Source organism: Marinobacter sp. (assembly GCF_965229985.1).
Lineage (GTDB): Bacteria > Pseudomonadota > Gammaproteobacteria > Pseudomonadales > Oleiphilaceae > Marinobacter.
In genome coordinates this window covers 2,885,179-2,902,204 of the sequence record NZ_OZ245935.1, presented here as the reverse complement: position 1 = coordinate 2,902,204, position 17,026 = coordinate 2,885,179, and the positions used below count along the sequence as shown (strand labels likewise).

Annotated in this window: 18 protein-coding genes; 3 read left to right on the top strand and 15 right to left on the bottom strand. The window is 58.7% G+C overall.

Annotation, left to right across the window (positions count from 1 at the left end; genetic code table 11):
* Window positions 1-61: 61 nt before the first annotated feature.
* The 9 genes from ACO06L_RS13295 to folE form a co-directional block, all read right to left on the bottom strand.
* Window positions 62-511 (bottom strand): DUF411 domain-containing protein, encoded by a 450-nt coding sequence (locus tag ACO06L_RS13295; RefSeq protein ID WP_202346156.1) that lies wholly within the window; start codon window positions 509-511, stop codon window positions 62-64.
* A gap of 126 nt (window positions 512-637) precedes the next feature.
* A complete protein-coding gene (locus tag ACO06L_RS13290) occupies window positions 638-3,259 on the bottom strand; it encodes a heavy metal translocating P-type ATPase (RefSeq protein ID WP_202346155.1) in 2,622 nt (873 codons plus the stop codon).
* A 6-nt stretch (window positions 3,260-3,265) separates the two neighbouring features.
* Window positions 3,266-3,709 (bottom strand): MerR family transcriptional regulator, encoded by a 444-nt coding sequence (locus ACO06L_RS13285; RefSeq protein ID WP_202346154.1) that lies wholly within the window; start codon window positions 3,707-3,709, stop codon window positions 3,266-3,268.
* Window positions 3,710-3,973: 264 nt separating this feature from the next.
* The gene (locus ACO06L_RS13280) at window positions 3,974-4,285 is read right to left on the bottom strand and encodes a hypothetical protein (protein ID WP_064229583.1); all 312 of its coding nucleotides are present in this window, start codon (window positions 4,283-4,285) and stop codon (window positions 3,974-3,976) included.
* 50 nt (window positions 4,286-4,335) lie between these two features.
* Complete coding sequence (locus ACO06L_RS13275; protein WP_202346153.1) at window positions 4,336-6,603, bottom strand: putative bifunctional diguanylate cyclase/phosphodiesterase; 2,268 nt, start codon at window positions 6,601-6,603, stop codon at window positions 4,336-4,338.
* Window positions 6,604-6,658: 55 nt separating this feature from the next.
* Window positions 6,659-7,975: an HD-GYP domain-containing protein gene (locus ACO06L_RS13270; RefSeq protein ID WP_227512820.1), complete on the bottom strand. Its 1,317-nt coding sequence runs from the start codon at window positions 7,973-7,975 to the stop codon at window positions 6,659-6,661.
* Window positions 7,976-8,089: 114 nt separating this feature from the next.
* Entirely contained in the window at window positions 8,090-8,518 is a 429-nt protein-coding gene (locus tag ACO06L_RS13265) for a CoA-binding protein (protein ID WP_064229585.1), read from the bottom strand.
* Between the two features lie 23 nt (window positions 8,519-8,541).
* The gene (folX, locus tag ACO06L_RS13260; protein ID WP_064229586.1) at window positions 8,542-8,916 is read right to left on the bottom strand and encodes a dihydroneopterin triphosphate 2'-epimerase; all 375 of its coding nucleotides are present in this window, start codon (window positions 8,914-8,916) and stop codon (window positions 8,542-8,544) included.
* 24 nt (window positions 8,917-8,940) lie between these two features.
* Complete coding sequence (gene folE, locus ACO06L_RS13255; protein WP_064229587.1) at window positions 8,941-9,510, bottom strand: GTP cyclohydrolase I FolE; 570 nt, start codon at window positions 9,508-9,510, stop codon at window positions 8,941-8,943.
* A gap of 196 nt (window positions 9,511-9,706) precedes the next feature.
* On the opposite strand from folE, the gene ACO06L_RS13250 reads away from it, so the two are divergent.
* Window positions 9,707-10,627: an alpha/beta fold hydrolase gene (locus ACO06L_RS13250; protein WP_202346152.1), complete on the top strand. Its 921-nt coding sequence runs from the start codon at window positions 9,707-9,709 to the stop codon at window positions 10,625-10,627.
* Between the two features lie 19 nt (window positions 10,628-10,646).
* On the opposite strand, the gene ACO06L_RS13245 is transcribed toward ACO06L_RS13250, so the two are convergent.
* Window positions 10,647-11,714, bottom strand: a complete 1,068-nt coding sequence (locus tag ACO06L_RS13245; protein WP_064229589.1) for a GGDEF domain-containing protein — start codon at window positions 11,712-11,714, stop codon at window positions 10,647-10,649.
* 195 nt (window positions 11,715-11,909) lie between these two features.
* On the opposite strand from ACO06L_RS13245, the gene ACO06L_RS13240 reads away from it, so the two are divergent.
* Window positions 11,910-12,992 (top strand): patatin-like phospholipase family protein, encoded by a 1,083-nt coding sequence (locus ACO06L_RS13240; RefSeq protein WP_064229590.1) that lies wholly within the window; start codon window positions 11,910-11,912, stop codon window positions 12,990-12,992.
* A 64-nt stretch (window positions 12,993-13,056) separates the two neighbouring features.
* Window positions 13,057-13,305, top strand: a complete 249-nt coding sequence (locus ACO06L_RS13235; protein ID WP_064230100.1) for a CDGSH iron-sulfur domain-containing protein — start codon at window positions 13,057-13,059, stop codon at window positions 13,303-13,305.
* Here the strand turns inward: ACO06L_RS13235 and ACO06L_RS13230 are convergent.
* From ACO06L_RS13230 to ACO06L_RS13210, 5 genes are all read right to left on the bottom strand, one after another.
* On the bottom strand, window positions 13,302-14,309 hold the full coding sequence (locus ACO06L_RS13230; protein WP_202346151.1) for a PAS domain-containing protein: 1,008 nt from the start codon (window positions 14,307-14,309) through the stop codon (window positions 13,302-13,304). The genes ACO06L_RS13235 and ACO06L_RS13230 overlap by 4 nt on opposite strands.
* Window positions 14,310-14,400: 91 nt before the next feature.
* Window positions 14,401-15,213, bottom strand: coding sequence for a zinc ABC transporter permease subunit ZnuB (gene znuB / locus ACO06L_RS13225; RefSeq protein ID WP_202346150.1), 813 nt, complete (start codon window positions 15,211-15,213; stop codon window positions 14,401-14,403).
* Entirely contained in the window at window positions 15,200-15,997 is a 798-nt protein-coding gene (znuC, locus tag ACO06L_RS13220) for a zinc ABC transporter ATP-binding protein ZnuC (RefSeq protein WP_202346149.1), read from the bottom strand. Before znuC ends, znuB begins: the two co-directional genes overlap by 14 nt.
* Entirely contained in the window at window positions 15,990-16,481 is a 492-nt protein-coding gene (locus tag ACO06L_RS13215; protein WP_202346148.1) for a Fur family transcriptional regulator, read from the bottom strand. Before ACO06L_RS13215 ends, znuC begins: the two co-directional genes overlap by 8 nt.
* 80 nt (window positions 16,482-16,561) lie before the next feature.
* Window positions 16,562-17,023 (bottom strand): chemotaxis protein CheW, encoded by a 462-nt coding sequence (locus ACO06L_RS13210; protein ID WP_064229595.1) that lies wholly within the window; start codon window positions 17,021-17,023, stop codon window positions 16,562-16,564.
* Window positions 17,024-17,026: the final 3 nt, after the last annotated feature.

The window sequence follows — 17,026 nt, the reverse complement described above, 5'->3', positions numbered from 1 at the left end:
GCGGGAGAAAAAAATCGGTCGCAAGGGCCGATAAATACCGGCCCTTGCCTGGTGATTCGCGTTAATTGTGCTCGGAAAAGATCCGGGTCTGTCCGGCCTCGTTAAACAGGATGACCTTGTAATGATCTTTCCGGTCGCCCATCTCCATGCCGGGTGACCCGATGGGCATCCCAGGCACGCTAAGGCCGGTGGCCTGGGGGGCCTCGCTGATCAGGCGCTTGATGTCCTCGGCCGGCACATGGCCCTCGATGACGTAATCACCCACGAATGCGGTATGGCAACTGCCAAGACCGGCAATCAGGCCTGCTTCGGCCTTGATCCTGCCCATATCGTTGGTGTTGGTCGCCTCCACCTCAAAGCCGTTTTCTTCCAGGTGATCAATCCAGTCACCACAGCAGCCGCAGGTCGGGGATTTGTAGACGTGGATGCTCTGGGCTGCGCCGGCTGCCAGCGCCGTGGTGCTGAATCCCAGGGCTGCCATCAGGCCAAAAGCCAGGGTGTGTTTTTTCATGGCAAGTACCTCAGTGGTGATGTTGATGTTCACTTGAGCCTGTGTCGTCAGAACCGGACAGCCAGAACCACCAGACGATGGCTGCCATCAGGGCAAGACCTCCGACGTTGACCAGCAGTGTTTCCATCAGTTCCGCTCCTGTTGCTGTTTCGGATCACTGTTGCTGTCGCTCCGTTCCGGACGGTGACTGGTTCGGAACAACCTCAGACGGTTGGCGTTGGAGACCACGGTGACCGAAGACAGGGACATGGCAGCGCCGGCCAGTATCGGACTCATCAGTATTCCCCAAACAGGGTAGAGCAGGCCGGCGGCCACCGGAATACCCATTGTGTTGTATACGAACGCGCCAAACAGGTTCTGGTGAATATTTTTCACCGTGGCCCGGGAGATCTCGATGGCATCAGGCACGCCATGGAGCGAGCCTCGCATCAGAGTGATGCCGGCGCTCTCAATGGCCACATCCGTGCCGGTGCCGATGGCAAAACCGACGTCTGCTGCCGCCAGGGCCGGAGCATCGTTGATGCCATCGCCGACCATAGCGACTGTGTGGCCCTTGCCACGCATTTCACTGACCACCTCGGCCTTGTCTTCAGGCAGCACTTCCGCGCGATAGTCATCGATGCCGGCTTTTTTCGCGATGGCCTTTGCAGTGGCGTCGACATCGCCAGTGACCATCATCACCTTGATGCCAGCCTTGTGGAGGCGCTGGATGGCAGCCTTGGAGTCCGGCTTGATGGCATCGGCAACGCCGATGACACCCAGAGCTTCGGTGCCCAATGTCAGAAACAGAGGCGTGCCGGCTTCTTCGGTAATCGAGTGGGCGGCATCGTCCAGATCGCCCAGAGCAACGCCCTGGTCTTCCAGCCAGCGGCGGTTGCCCAGACGCACGGGCTTGCCGTCGAGTTCACCTTGCACGCCTTTACCATTCAGGGCCTCGAAACCGGTCACCTTCTCCAGCTGAACGCTTTCTTCTTTGGCCTTCGCCAGAATCGCCTCGGCCAGAGGGTGTTCGGAGTGTTGTTCCAGCCCTGCCGCGAGGGCCAGCAGGCGTTGCTCGTCACCGTCGCTGGCATAAACCCGGGTAACTGCCGGATGACCTTCGGTGATGGTGCCGGTTTTATCGAGTATCACCAGGTCCAGCTTGCCAGCGGTCTGCAGGGCATCGCCCTGACGAATCAGCGCGCCGTATTCCGCGGCCTTGCCAACTCCAACCATTACCGACATCGGCGTGGCCAGGCCCAGGGCACAGGGGCAGGCGATGATCAGCACCGTGGTGGCCGCCACCATCATATGAACCACCGCCGGTTCCGGACCGACGTTGTACCAGACCAGCGCCGCCACGACGGCAATCAGCATCACGGTGGGCACGAACACCGACGAAATCTTGTCCGCAAGCCGTCCAATGGCAGGCTTCGAGCCCTGGGCTTTTTTCACCAGCTTGATGATTTGAGCCAGCGCGGTGTCACTGCCAACCCGGGTGGCCTCGTAGACAATCGAGCCATGGGTATTGAGGGTGCCGGCGGACACCTCATCGCCTTCGGATTTGTTCACCGGCATGGGCTCACCCGTGAGCATGCTCTCATCAATGCGAGTAGAGCCTTCGGCAATCACGCCGTCGACCGGCAGTTTCTCACCGGGCCTGACCCGAATGTGATCGCCCTTGCGAACCTCCTCTACTGGAATGTCCTGCTCTTCACCATCGCGAATCACCCGCGCGGTTTTCGCCCGCAGGTCCAGCAACCGGCGCACCGCCTCCGACGTCTTGCCTTTGGCCCGAAGCTCCAGCGCCTGACCCAGGTTGATCAGGCCGATGATCATCGCCGAGGCCTCAAAGTAGACATGGCGGGCCATCTCCGGCAACGCGCCAGGAATACTGGCGACGACAATGGAATAAAGCCAGGCGGTGCCGGTACCCAGGGCAATCAGGGTATCCATGTTGGCATTGTGGTGCCGAAACGCCTTCCAGGCGCCGGTATAAAAATGCCCGCCGGTGGCGGCCATCACGACCAGTGTCAGCACACCCAGCCCGAGCCAGGTGCCCTGATTGGCGTCGGTCACCATCATGGTGCCGAAGCCCATCCCCCAGACCATCAGCCCAAGACCCAGGCCCAGACTCACCGCCATCTTCACCAGCAGCGTCTTGTACTGCCTGCGGTCTTCCTCCTGTTTGCGCGCGTCGGCTTCGTCCTCGTCTTCAATCACGCTGGCGCCATAACCGGCACTTTCAATTGCCTTCACCAGCGCCTCGGGATCGGCATTACCCGTGGCCGTGGCGGTATTATCCGCCAGGTTCATATGGGAATGGCTGATACCGGAGACCGACATCAGGGCCTTCTCAATGGTGTTCACACAGGAAGAACAGGTAGCACCGGTCACCGACAGATGAATCTGCCCGTCCGCACCGGCTATTGCCCCAGAACCAGTCGGAGCAGAATCAGCCTCGGTTGCCTGATCTTCCGAGTCGCCGGCGGTATCGGCCTCATCCTTATTCCCCGAGGAACAGCAACTGGCCGGCTCGGCGTCTTCCTGGAAAGGCTCGGCCGGGTAGCCGGTCTCGGTAACGATCCGAGCCGCCTCATCGGCATCCACGCCCTCCGGCAGAGCCACGGTCTGCTTTTCCAGATCGACTTCAACCAGCTCAGCATCACCAGTCAACGGCTCCAGGGCGCTGCGAATCTTCTTCACGCAGCCCTGGCAGGAAGCCCCGGAAATGCTGAGAGTGGTTTGTAAAACAGGTGTGTCAGTCATCCAGAATCACTCCTCGTTCTGTTCAGTTGCCCCGCAACAGGGCGCCGGATCATCCCAGTGTTCGATCAACCGGCAAATGGTATGGCCATCCGGCGTGCCATCGGGCATGCCCTGCCAGGCCGCCAGCGCGGTGGTCATCCGTTTGCGTAACTGCTGCAGCTCCCGAATCTCCCGTTCAACCTCCGCCAACCGATGCTGAAACACATCCCGAACCATCGGACACGGCGAATGATGATCGTCCGCCTGATCCAGAATCTGTCGTATCTCAGGCAACGAAAATCCCAGCTGCCGCGCCTTACGGGCAAACCGAAGCCGTCGAAGATCCTCGGCATCGAACTGCTGGTAGTTGTTGTCCGGGTTACGGGTCGGTTTGAGCAGGTTCTCGCGGGTGTAAAACCGGACCGTATCCGGGTTGACGCCAGCGGCTTCTGCAAGCTCTTTTACTTTCATCGCCTTGTTCTCAATGTGCCAAAGATAATGGCTTCAGGAACCAGAGACTGAAGTCAGCGGAGTGTTGAGGTGGGTACGGCTTCCGAAAATGCTCTGAACCAGGGAAGGTTCAGAGCAAGCGTACAGGGACGTATTCACAGCGGTTTTCGGAAGCCGTACCCACCTCAGCACGGCAAACTCCAAACCAATTAAGAATAGACTAAAACCTGTGAGCAACTCACAGGTCAAAGGTTTTCTTGAGAAGGGAAAATGGAAGGAGGGCTATCAATCCCGCGAGCGTAGAAACGTACCGCAGGTCTTGCATTGATCCGGCGCCATCAGCTTTGCCTGCCAGCCAATCTTGTGGCCACAGGCCGGGCACGCCAGCTTGAGCTGCAGAACTATGATGGGCGTGATCAGGGCGGCGATCAGAACACCCAGGGGGCCCCAGCTTTCGTCGCTGGACAAGCCCAGCTGGCTGCTGAACACCAGAATGACGGTCAGCGCCACGAAGGCAAAAATAAAATAGTTCCGGTTCCAGCGTTCCCACTGGCGAATCTTATCGTCCTGCTCCGGTGTCAGGTATTGCGCGGCCATAGAATATCACCTGAAGGATTTAACCGTATCTTGGGGACGGGCCGCGGCAATTACAATCCGGAATCGGCCGTAATGCCCGCCACCAGAACGCCGGAAGCCAGAGCCTTTTCAAGGTCGGAAACCGGGATCGGCCGGCTGATCAGGTAACCCTGGGCAAAGTTGCAGCGTTGGTTTTTCAGGAAGCTCAGTTGCTCCTCGGTTTCCACACCCTCGGCAACCACCTGAATACCCAGGTTGTGCGCCAGATTGATTACCGCCCTGGTAATGACGGCATCGTCGTGGCGTTCCGTAACCTCCGTGATGAACGAGCGGTCGATCTTCAACAGGTCGACCGGGAAATCCCGCAGGTAGCCGAGAGACGAATAACCGACACCAAAGTCATCAATAGCCAGGTTCACTCCCAACTGATGCAGACGGGAGAGCTGATTGCGATTGTGCTCGATATTCTGGATGAAGATCTCCTCGGTCAGCTCAACCTCCAGACGATCCGCCGGGACATTCTCTGCGGCCAGCGCTTCCCGGATATGATCCACCAGATCCTCGTCGTCCAGCTCCCGGCCCGAGAGATTGACTGCAATTCGCAGGCCTTCCTGGGGAGTGCCTTTCCACGCCGCCAGCTGCCGACAGGCGGCCATCACTACCCAGCGCCCGATATCGGTGATCCGGCCGCTCTCCTCGGCCAGGGGAATGAATTCCACGGGAGGCAGCAGCCCCCGGCGGGGATGGCGCCAGCGTATCAGCGCTTCAACACTCTGGATTTCACCGGTGTCCAGATTCAACTGAGGCTGGTAGAAGAGCACGAATTCGTTGTTGGCCAGGGCCTGGCTGAGATCTTTGTCCAGCTCCAGGCGCATGACTTCCCGTTCTTGCATGCCTTCGGTATAGAACTGGTAGGTATTCCGGCCCTGCTCCTTGGCGCGATACAGGGCAATGTCGGCATTGCGCAACAGCGTATCTGCGTCCAGACCGCTCTGGGGATACACCGCCACGCCCATGGTGCCGGTAATGCTGTGGGACTGCCCCTGAACGTCGTAGGGCTGGTCAAAGCACTGTTTGATCTGGCCGAGCAGGTGAATGATGTCGTCAATGTCGTCTACCTGCTGCTGGCAGAACATGAACTCATCGCCTCCGGAGTAGGCCACCAGCAGCCGTTCGTTACTCAGACGGTTCAGCCGCTCGGACACCTTGATCAGCAGCTCATCCCCGAACTGGTGGCCAAGCGAGTCATTCAGCGTCTGGAACCGGTCGAGGTCCAGCATTACCAGGGCAACCTGGCGCATCTGGCGATCCGCAATGTTCAGGGTGTGAGACAGGTCTTCCATGAAGAACCGACGGTTCGCCAGGCCGGTGAGGGTGTCGGTGGATTCCAGCCGCGCCAGATCCTTCTGGATCGCGGTGCGCTGTTCGATTTCCTGATCCAGTTCCCGGCGGGTCTTCAGCAACGCGCGGTTGCGTTTCAGAATGAGCTGTACCAGCAGCGTGGTCAGGCTGGTCAGAAGGCCCATCAACAGGAACGTGGTAAAGGTAAGGGCCGGCCAGTTGCTGTATTGGCGTTCGACCCATCCGACGGACGGGCGCAGCGTCAATGTCCAATCGAGTGTTGGTAGATTAACGGACTGGCTTTTAGTGAATTCGCTATTGACCGGCTGCGACACATTCAGTTCATAGGTCACTTCGCCGGCTTCGCGGATTTCAATCCGGAACGATTCCAGAACCCGTTCGGTGAGGAGCTGGCGGGCCAGCACCTCCATCCGGAACACGCCAGCCATGAAGCCATTGTTTTCAGGGCCGGCACCCACCGGTGCATAAATCACCATGCCCTTGCCGCCCTGGCGCAAATCGATCACACCGGAAAGATCCCAGGTGCCTGACTGTTTTGCCAGTTCCAGTGCCTGGCGGCGCTCCTCGTTGAAGGCGACGTTGTAGCCGATGACCTCTTCGTTGTCGGTTATTGGTTCCAGCCAGCGGATAATGAAATCGGAGTCAATCCATTCGATGGCCTGGTAAACGCCGAAGTCGTCGAGGTAGTTGCGGGCATCCCTCCGCCACTCCTGTTCGGTTTTGGCCGGGTCTGCCTCAAGGCGTTTGGCCATGCGCCGGATCGCCTCGGCGTGGACCCGGAACTCCCGCTCCAGGTGGTTGGCCATGGCCCTTGCTTCATTGGCCAGATTTGCTTCGATCTGACTTTTGTCCTGTTGAACCAGTCCGTAGCGCAGGCCGGCTGCCAGGCCCAGAAAAACCAAGAAAATCACCACCGGAAACGCCGGGCTCAAGAGGCCCGAAACAACAGCTTTGGGGGGTGATACAGGTTGTTCCACAGGTTACTCCGTGACTTGAAACGGTGGTGCCAGACTGTTGGCAACGCCCACGCAATTATGAGGCATTTGTATCGGCTACCGCCATCAGTTGCTTGATTCGGTCCCGAAGTGAGACTCCAAAGGCACCGTCGGGCAGTGGCCGGGCAATATCCGGTGCAGCCTGACCAGTCTCAGAACCAGCCGATCCAAGATCCATGATCCGGGGTGGCACTGGTTGCTTGTCGCCATCGAGCAACACCTCCACCCTGGGTTTCAGCTTTCGTCCCGGGTGCGTCGCCACCACGATTGCTACTTCCCCCGTGGACAGTTCTACCAGACTGCCCGGCGGGTACACACCGATCATTCGTATGAATGCTTCCACCATGGTGGCATCGAACTGCTGGCCGCGGTTCCTGAAGAGGATGCGGATAGCATCGGAAGCCGGAAGTCCGTCCCGGTAGCATCGGTCGCTGGTAATGGCGTCGAAGGCATCAACAATGGAAACCAGACGGGCGAACCGGCTGATCTGCCACTCTGCCAGTTGTTTCGGGTAGCCACGGCCATCGATGCGCTCGTGGTGGTGACAGGATACATCACTGATGATCGGATCAAGGTGCGGATCGGCACTCAGCAATTCGTACCCCAGGGTGGTGTGCTGACGCATGATGCCGTGCTCTTCAGGCGTTAACGCGCCGGGCTTGTTGAGGATCTCGTCTGGTACCTTCAATTTGCCAAGGTCGTGCAGCAGTCCGCACATGCCGACGGTTTCCAGATCTTCATCCGGCATCCCCAGGAAACGGGCAAAGGCGACACAGAAAATAGCCACCCTGAGACAGTGTTCGGCGGTGTAGGCATCCCGGGATTTTATGCGGCTCATCCAGAACATGGCGCTGGCATTGGCTTTCACACTGTCCACGCATTCTCGAATGATGGGGCGGGCGCTCTCGAGATTAAGGTCGTTGCCGGCCTCGATCCGTCGGGTGACTTCTTCCACAAAGGCCTGGGTCCGGCTCCAGGTCGCCTGCGCCCTGGGCAGTTCCTGTTGCAGCGAACGGGTTTCCGGGAGCGGTTCGTTGGTGCGACGCTTGAGTACCGAAATCTGATCGAGCACCGGGTTCAGGCGCTCTTCCTCATCCTCCACCAATACCCATTCACAGTACTGCCGCAGAATCTGCGCCTGGTTATCGTCGGTCAGGGTGAACCCCTGAAACAGAACCGGTACCTGGGTCCAGGGCCTGTCCAGGCTGACAATGCGCATGCCCGGCTGAAGAAGGTCCACCGGCAGTCTCACCCGCTGGAGGGTGGAGACAGCGTCGTCACAATCGGTAGGCAGCGCCGATGGCGCCGAGACTGAGTGTCGGTGTTGTTTGCTGGATTTACGTCGGAACCACATGGCTCTACCAGTCTTCTGTATATGTCCGGTGATTATGTCAGACCTGAAAGGCCCGTTACAGAAGAGTGCCGGAAGTGTGACGCAGTTCCTGATTCAGGTCAGGTTTCAGGGGTGTTAAGAAACCCCGGGGATACCCAGGCGGGGGATTTCCTGCTTTGGACAACGATCCATCACCACCGTCAGCCCCGCTGCCTCTGCCCGAGCAGCACCTTCCTCATTGATAACACCAATCTGCAGCCACACTACCGGGATGTTGAGATCGATGGCCTGATCAATGATCGCATCGGTGCGTTCTGGTGCCAGGAACAGATCAACCATGTCCACCGGTTCCGGCAAGCTATGCAGATCGGCGTAAACGGTTTCGCCAAGCACCTTCTGGCCTGCCAGACGTGGATTGACCGGGAGGATTCGGTAGCCCTGGTCCTGAAGGAATTCCATGACCTCGTGGGAAGGCCGGCTGGTCTTCTCACTGGCGCCAACAAGGGCAATGGTCCTGACCGTCGTCAGGATGTCACGCATCTGGTCCGGGGTATTGCTGGGCATAATGCTGGGGAAACCTCGCTGAATTAACGGTGTGCCTGAAGACAGACAGACACGGATTCCGCGTAGCGTAGCGCGTGAGGCTTGTCGATTTCCACTTCGGCCCATTGCACTGCCTCATGCTCCATCACGATGGTCAGGACCTCGTGGGTGAGTCGTTCGAGTAGTGCGAACCGGTTGCCATCCACATGATGGATGATTTGCTTGGTGATGGTGCGATAGTTGAGGGCGGCTGAAATTTCATTCCGGTTTACCGCTTCAGAAGCATCGTAGGTCAGCGCAACGTTGATCAACACATCCTGCTGGTTGTTGATTTCCTCTTCCTTTATGCCGATGTAGGCTCTCAGGAGAAGATCCTTGATACGGACTTTTGCCAGGTGGTTCCCGTGGACGTCTGTCATGCGGCCTCCCTAGGGTCAGGTGCTTCAGCGATTGGTACTGATCAGAGTCAGAAACTCGGTGCGAGTAGCCTGGGATTTACGGAACTGCCCCAGCATCATCGACGTCTTCATGCGGGAATTCTGTTTTTCCACGCCTCTCATCATCATGCACATGTGTTGGGCCTCGATAACCACCGCCACGCCCTTCGCGCCGGTGACGCTCTCGATTGCTTCGGCAATCTGCCGGGTCAGGTTTTCCTGGATTTGCAGGCGGCGGGCATACATGTCGACGATGCGGGCGAATTTGGACAGACCCAGCACCTTGCCCTGGGGCAGATAGGCGATGTGGCACTTGCCGATGAACGGCAACATATGGTGTTCACACATGCTGTAAAGCTCGATGTCCTGGACCACGACCATTTCGTCCATGGCCGACTCGAATACCGCATTGTTCACCAGGTCGCCCAGGTCCTGCTTGTAACCGCACGTGAGGAACTGCATGGCCTTGGCGGCGCGCATTGGAGTGTCTTGCAGACCCTCGCGGTCCGGGTCTTCGCCCAGGCCATCGATAATGGCACGAAAGTGCCCGGAGAGGTCGTCAAGGAGTTTGCTCATAGTCTTTTCCGGTTAGCAGTGTCTTACGAGGGCCAAAGCTTAAGGCAATTTGCCCACCATCTCTACGGTTTACGGAGTCATTGCCGGAAAAGACCACTTTGGCTGCCTTGCCCTGCGGCTTGGGCGATAGGGCTATGGCAGTGGGGACTGCTTTGTTCTACAGTTTCAGGCTGTAAATGTTCGCCGGGGACAATACATGGAAGAGGTGATGCCCACCGTTGGTGGGATTTCCGCCGCAGGGCGCGAGGAAGGCACCCTTGAAGGGTGGCAACAGGGAGGTAAGTGGTTCAGTTTCGAGGGGCATGCCATTTTCAGCCGGATGGCAGGTACGGGAGAACCGCTGGTCCTGATTCACGGTTTTCCTACCGCGAGCTGGGACTGGAACCGCCTCTGGCCGATGCTTGTTCAGCAGCACAATGTGCTGACTCTGGATATGCTGGGATTCGGTTTTTCAGATAAGCCCTCCAACTACGATTACAGCATCGAAGACCAGGCCGACCTGTTCCAGGGCTGGATTGAGGGGCTGGGCCTGCCGTCGGTGCACCTGCTGGTCCATGACTATGGTTGCAGTGTGGCCCAGGAGCTCCTGGCCCGTGAGCAGGATGGCGGGCTGCCTTTCCGGATTGCCAGTGTCTGCTTTCTCAATGGTGCCCTTTTCCCGGAAGTCCACAATCCGTTGCTGATTCAGAAGCTGTTGAGAAGCCCCTTTGGCGGTTTGATTAGTCGAGGCCTGACCCGACGCAGTTTCGAGCGCAACTTCCGCCGCTTGTTCGGCAGCCAGAATCCGCCGGACCGTCAGGACATGGAGGACTTCTGGCATCTGCTGACCTACAACAACGGGCGAGGCATCCTGCACCACCTGATCCAGTTTATGGAAGAGCGTCGTTGTCACCGGAACCGTTGGGTTGGCGCGCTGCAGAAGGCGACTCAACCGATGCGACTTATCTCCGGTACGGCCGATCCTGTCTCCGGAGCCGGCATGGCACGTCGGTACCGCGAACTGATACCCGAAGGCGACGTAGTCACTCTGAGGAATATCGGGCACTACCCGCATTTCGAGTGCCCCTGGGAGGTTTTCAGCGCCTACCGGGAGTTTCGTAAACGCTGCGATCAGTAAGCGAGGCAGGTACTAAGCTTCAACCCGACGCAGAATCGGGCATGTCGTCGGCGCCCCGGCCGACAACCGGGAGCGGCCGAGCGGCATTGACCACCTGGTTGCGCCCCCGGGACTTCGCTTCGTACAGCGCCTGATCCGCCCGGTTCAGCCAGACCGACCAGGTTTCCCCCTTGCTGACTTCCGCGACACTGGCACTGGCCGTCACCTTGATGTCTTCCAGGAAGGGCCGGGCACTGATGCTGGTCAGAAGCTGGTGGGCCAGCGCATCGGCATCTTTCTGGCGAGTTTCCGGCAGGACAATCATGAACTCCTCGCCGCCGATCCGGAACAACTGATCACTTTCCCTCAATCGTTTGCGCAAACGCAGCGCCATTTCCGTGAGAACCTTGTCACCGGCCAGATGTCCCCACTGATCGTTAATGGTCTTGAAGTAGTCCAGATCCAGCAAAATCAGGCTGGATACCCGCTCATACCGCTCCCGCATCTGAATCTGGCCGTTGAGGATGTCGGCAAGCTGTGACCGGTTCAGGCAACCGGTCAATGGATCCGTGGTAGCCAGGCGTGTGAGCTCCTGCTGGAGTTTGCCCACCAGGAAGGCAAAAATCATGGCAAACAGGCAGGTCAGGCCAAGGGAAAACGTGATTCGCCAAAAGTCGGCTTCAGGAAAGCGCAGGAAGGACACGACAGCCATAACCACCACAAAGATGATGTTGCTGCCGATTGCTTCTCTCAGCGGCAACAGGAAAAACAGGGCCGTGGCGGCAGGGTAGGCCCAGTAGAGACCGGCGTGGCCATTGATGTGCGTGGAATAGGCAGCACTGACCACCGCGAGCAGGGGGAACAGTCGGCCTTTGAGAAAATAGGTGCCGCGGAACCTCAGAAAAGCGATGACCAGAAGGGCATTGACACAAAAGAGAACCAGCACGGATGACAGCAGATAATGGGATTGCTGCCACTGCACCATTACCAGGGGCGCTACCGCAATAAAGGCCCAGAAATGGAGGTGATAGACCAACTGGCGTTTGAAACCCAGCACCGCGAGGGTCGGGTTGGTTGCAAGGGTAGAGGGTGGTACCGAAAAATTCACAGCATACTCCCGCTGTCTGAGTCGTATCCGCCCGCGTCCTGTGCCGGGACCGTCTTGAAGTCTAGCATGGCCATTTCTCTAATTAAGCAGATAGCGTCGTTTATGACCACCATTAGTTTTGTTCAGTTGGCCGGGCCCTGTCCACTTCGCTAAACTCCGCGAGAACAATTCAGGGACACGCCCAGGGACCACCCTATGACAGCTATTCACACCCGAGAACCGGCCCTGACGATCCGGGCCGGCCGTCGCGCTTTGCAGCGCCTCAAGGAAAAACCGTTGTCACCGGAAGACGTACACGTGATTCCAGGTGCTGCCGGTGGCCCCAAGGCTCTGGGAATAAGTGGCCTGGATAAGGCCATATTCGGCGACTGGCTGCCGCGGGTGCCGCAGGAGCGATCGCTGATCGGCTCTTCGATTGGAAGCTGGCGATTTGCCGCCGTGGCTTCTTCCGATGACCCGAAAGCCCAGCTCAGTCGGCTGGCTGAACTCTATACCGCTCAGCGGTTTGCCAAAGGTGTCAGTGCTGCGGAAGTGAGCCGCAAGAGTGTGCTGTTTCTGGAGGAACTGCTTGGTGGTCGGGAAGACGCCATTCTGAACCACCCCTGGTACCGGCTGAACATTGTGGTGGTTCGCAGTCTTGGCAGGTTGGCGGAGGATGCGCGTGGGCGGTTGGGGCTTGGTCTAATGAGTGCCATCAGCGCCAATATGGTCAGTCGCCGGCATTTGGGCCGGTTTATGGAGCGGGGCATAATCCACGACGCCCGCCTCAAAGCGCCCGTGGCGAAGCTGGTGGATTTCCCCAGTCACGAAGTGGCGTTATCCCGCGAGAACCTGCTGCCTGCCCTTCTGGCCTCTGCCTCCATTCCGCTGGTTATGTCCGGTGTCCGCAATATTCCCGGTGCGCCTGAAGGGGTCTATCGTGACGGTGGCCTTTTGGACTATCACCTGGACCTGCCCTACCAGCAGCCGGGCGTGGTGCTATACCCGCACTTCACAGATAAGGTGGTCCCCGGCTGGTTCGACAAGTCATTGCCCTGGCGGCGGGGCGACGCCACCCGGTTACAGGATGTACTGCTGGTTGCACCCTCAAAAACCTATCTGGAATCCCTGCCTGACCGAAAACTCCCGGACCGGAAGGATTTTGAGCGCTATGTCGGTGATGACGCCGGCCGGGAGCGGGCCTGGCGATCGGCTATTACCGAAAGTGACCGCCTGGGTGACGAGTTTCTGGAGCTTATTGAAACCGGGCGTCTTACAGATATCGTCAGGCCCCTTTAAAGACGGTGTTTCTTCAGGAGTGTCTATACTGTTTCAGTACAGTTATGACTTGGGGGAACAGATGATGTCGGATGAAAAACCGCTGGTTGCCAGCAAGACACCTTTCTCTGTGATGGTGGAGGCAGGAAAGAACTATTTCTGGTGTGCCTGTGGCCGCAGTGGCAGCCAGCCATTCTGTGACGGCTCCCATAAGGGCACCGGTATAAGCCCGGTGAAATACGAGGCGGAAAAGAAAGAGTGGGTCTGGTTCTGCGGGTGCAAGCAGACCGGCAACGCCCCCTTATGCGATGGCACTCACAAAACGCTAGACTAGACAGCCAAACGTTGCAGTGTACTTATCCTGAAGCCTGACAGCCCGTGGACCGGGTCCTTCAGCGCCCGGACCCTGAGCACAACCGGGACCTCCGCTTCCTGGTTGCGGTGGAGTAGAGGAAGATCAATCCGCTCAATGGTGCGATCACTGCGAGCGGCCGCCAGGGCCCGTCGGTAGTTGGACTGAAAGGCCGGTGCAACCAGCTCCTCCAGGGGCTGCCCTACCAGGTCGGCCGGCGCTCGATCCAGAAGTTCGGCGATCTGTGGTGAAACAAAGCCGATCCTGCCATTTTCATCCAGTTCCCAGATCACGGCTCCGGATAGAGCCACCAGATCACGACTTCGCTGTTCGCTGTCATTCAGCGCCTGACGCAAAATCGACTTCTCGACCTGAAAGTTGGCGATCTGATGGTCAGCCCCGATTTCCCGCTGTTCCAGGCCAAGGTTATGAAGCGTCTGCAAATGAAGCCGCCGGTTGAGTAGCAGGGCAAGAGAGGCAGCGAAGACGGACAGCGCGAAACCGGCTATCCAGACCGTATGCTCGGCCGCACGGGCGACCTCTTCCAGCCCCTCAGGAGAGGGCACGGTGGTGAGTATCCAATGCTGGTCCAGCGGTGACACTTCAGTGCGTAGTGCCCGCGTTGGGTCCACCGAACCGTTGGTTCGTATTTCCAGCAGTGGCATCTTGGTGTGGCGTTCGAGGGTATCGATACGCAGGCCGAGGGAATCGGGGAGAGTGTCGCTAAACAACGCCTGGAGCCAGACCGATACGGGCTGGCTGCTATCGCCCGCCTCCGATTGATTCGGCACGTTGGCCAGCAGATGATTGACCAGGGCCTGATGCTGGGCATAGTAACGGGCCTCAGCCAGGGCCATGGCCCGCCGTCCTTCGATATTCGCGGTAATTCCGGTTACCAGCAGCCCGGCTGCGACCAGAAGCAGGGGGATCCAGAGCCCTGGCCAAAGTACCGGTCTACGGAACCGGGCTGGAGCTGAGCTTTCCATGCCGGGCGTCCTTTGCGGCTGGGTCTTTACCCTTGGGTCAGACCGACTGTACTCCTATACTCTAGTCCAGCCCGGGGATAGAGGGAAATGCTCAGGCCCGGACTTTGCCGGCTGCGCCGTAGACCAGCAGGAAAACGGCGAAAGCCGTCACAACAACGGACGGGCCGGCCGGTGTGTCCAGATGCCAGGACAGACTGAGGCCGCCGCTTACCGCAACAAACCCGAACCCGATCGCCATGGCCACCATGATCTCCGGATTGTGGGCCAGTCGTCTGGCAGTTGCCGCGGGAATGATAAGCAATGCGGTAATCAGCAGCACGCCGACGATTTTCATGGCCACCGCTATAACCAGCGAAAACATCAGCATGAGAACCAGACGGAGACGTTCTACGGCAACGCCCTCCACCCGGGCCAACTCTTCGTGAATAGTGCTCATCAACAATCCGCGCCAGAGCACAGCCAACAGGGCCAGGATCAGTGCCGCGCCGCCGTATATCCACAGCAGGTCTTCACGACTCATGGCAAGAAGATCCCCGAACAGCAGTCCGGTCAGGTCCACGCGCACATCCGGCATGAAACTTAGCGTTACCAGGCCGATGGCCAGGGCGCTGTGGGCCAGAATCCCGAGCAGGGTATCCGTTGCCAGCGTCCTGGTTCGGGACAGCAGTACCAGTGCCATGGCCAGGACCACGCAGGTAATGATCACCCCGAGGTTCAGCGGCACGCTGATCAGAAAGCTCAGGGCAATGCCCAGAAGCGCCGAGTGTGCCAGGGTATCGCCAAAATAGGCCATTCTTCGCCAGACCACGAAACAACCCAGTGGTCCCGCCACGAGGGCAACGCCGAGGCCGCCAATCAGGGCGCGCCAGAAGAAATCGTCCAGAATGGCGTTAATGATGGGCATGATCACACTCCGTGTGTCCGCCGTGGCCAGCTGCGGCGTTATGAGACTCGCTGTCCACCACATCCCCGTGCAGGTCGTGGCTGTGGTTATGGTGATGGTGGTAAACCGCCAGGGATTCGGCCACAGGTCGGCCAAACGTCTCGATAAATGCCGGGTCGTGGGAGATGTCTGCAGGGTAACCGCTGCAGCAGACATGCTGGTTCAGGCAGATCACCTTGTCAGTGGCCGCCATAACCAGATGCAGGTCGTGGGAGATCATGATGACACCGCAATTCAGGTCGTCCCGCAACTGGCGAATCAGGTCATACAGCGACGCCTGACCGTTGATATCGACCCCTTGAGCGGGTTCATCGAGCACCAGCAGATCGGGTTTGCGGGCCAGGGCCCGGGCCAGCAACAACCGCTGTTTTTCGCCACCGGACAGATGGTGCACGGAGGCATGCAACAGGTGGCCGACACCGGTGCGGGCAAGTGCGGACTCACATTCGCTGAGCGACTGCCCGCTGAGCAGCATGAACCGCTTGACGCTGAGGGGGAGTGTGGCCTCAAGAGTCAGATGCTGTGGCACGTAGCCAATCACCAGGTTCTTTTTCACCGACACCTGGCCTGCGGACACTTTCTGGATACCGAGGACAGCCTTGATCAGCGTGGTTTTACCGGCCCCGTTGGGGCCGATAATCGTGATGATATCGCCCCGATGGATCTTCAGGTTGACCCGGTCAACCACAGGCCGTGAGTCAAACTGGACTGTGAGATTTTCCAGGCTTACCAGAGGATCACTCATGGTCCGGCTCCGTCTGGCAACGGGGACAAAGGCCGGCTATCTCAAGGGTAGTGTTCTCAGCCCGGAAGCCTTCCTCGGAGGCAGCTTTGCGCACTTCCGTCGAGACCGACGGTGCAGTCAATTCGAGAACATTGCCGCAGGCGCGACAGATCAGAAACATGCCGGTGTGGTTCTCACCTGCGTGGGTGCAGCCGATAAAAGCATTGAGTGAGGCAATACGATGCACCAGGCCGTGTTGTTGAAGGAAATCCAGCGCGCGGTAAACCGTTGGCGGGGCCGCGTTGTGGCCATCGGAGGACAGCTCCCCGAGCACATCATAGGCACCCAGGGGCTTATGGGACTGCCAGATCAGTTCCAGCACCCGTTCCCGGATGGGGGTGAGACGGGCATTCTGGCGCTGGCAAATGGCCCGTGCGTCAGTCAGGGCCTGGCTGACACAGGCGTCGTGGTTGTGGGGCCGATAGGGAATGGCTCGGGCAGACATGGTCGAAATCCTGCAAAATTTGAAACATTATAACATTTGCAGGAATGTCTGCCATGCCCGGCAATGAAACGGAAAACCGGTCAGTGTCGGGATTTGAGAACCAGGGATTCCAGGTATTCCAGGTTGGGGATCCAGGCGTTCTCGCCCTCTACCTCAACCAGCATGAGATCCGCCGGGCCTGGCTCGCCCTCCAGCTTCCTGACCTGTTCCTCTGTCAGACGGGCCTGGCTGGGAATACCCTGGGTGACCAGTGCCATAAACGGGATTTCCTTATGGTGGTCTCCGATGGTGTTGAGCACAACAATCCGGCCACGATTGTCGCCTGGAACGGTGAGGGCGCCACCGTTGGCCGCATCGTAGGAGATCACGGGGAGCTGAAGGCCCCGCCAGTCCAGGTAGCCAACCAGCCATTCCGGTGTGTTGGCACCCGCATCAGAGCTGGCGTAGTCGACTACTTCTGCAATCGAGACGTTTGGCAGCAACAGTTGCCGACCGCTCATGGGAATCATGACGCAGGAGAGGGTTTGGCTGTTGTCATTCATTGC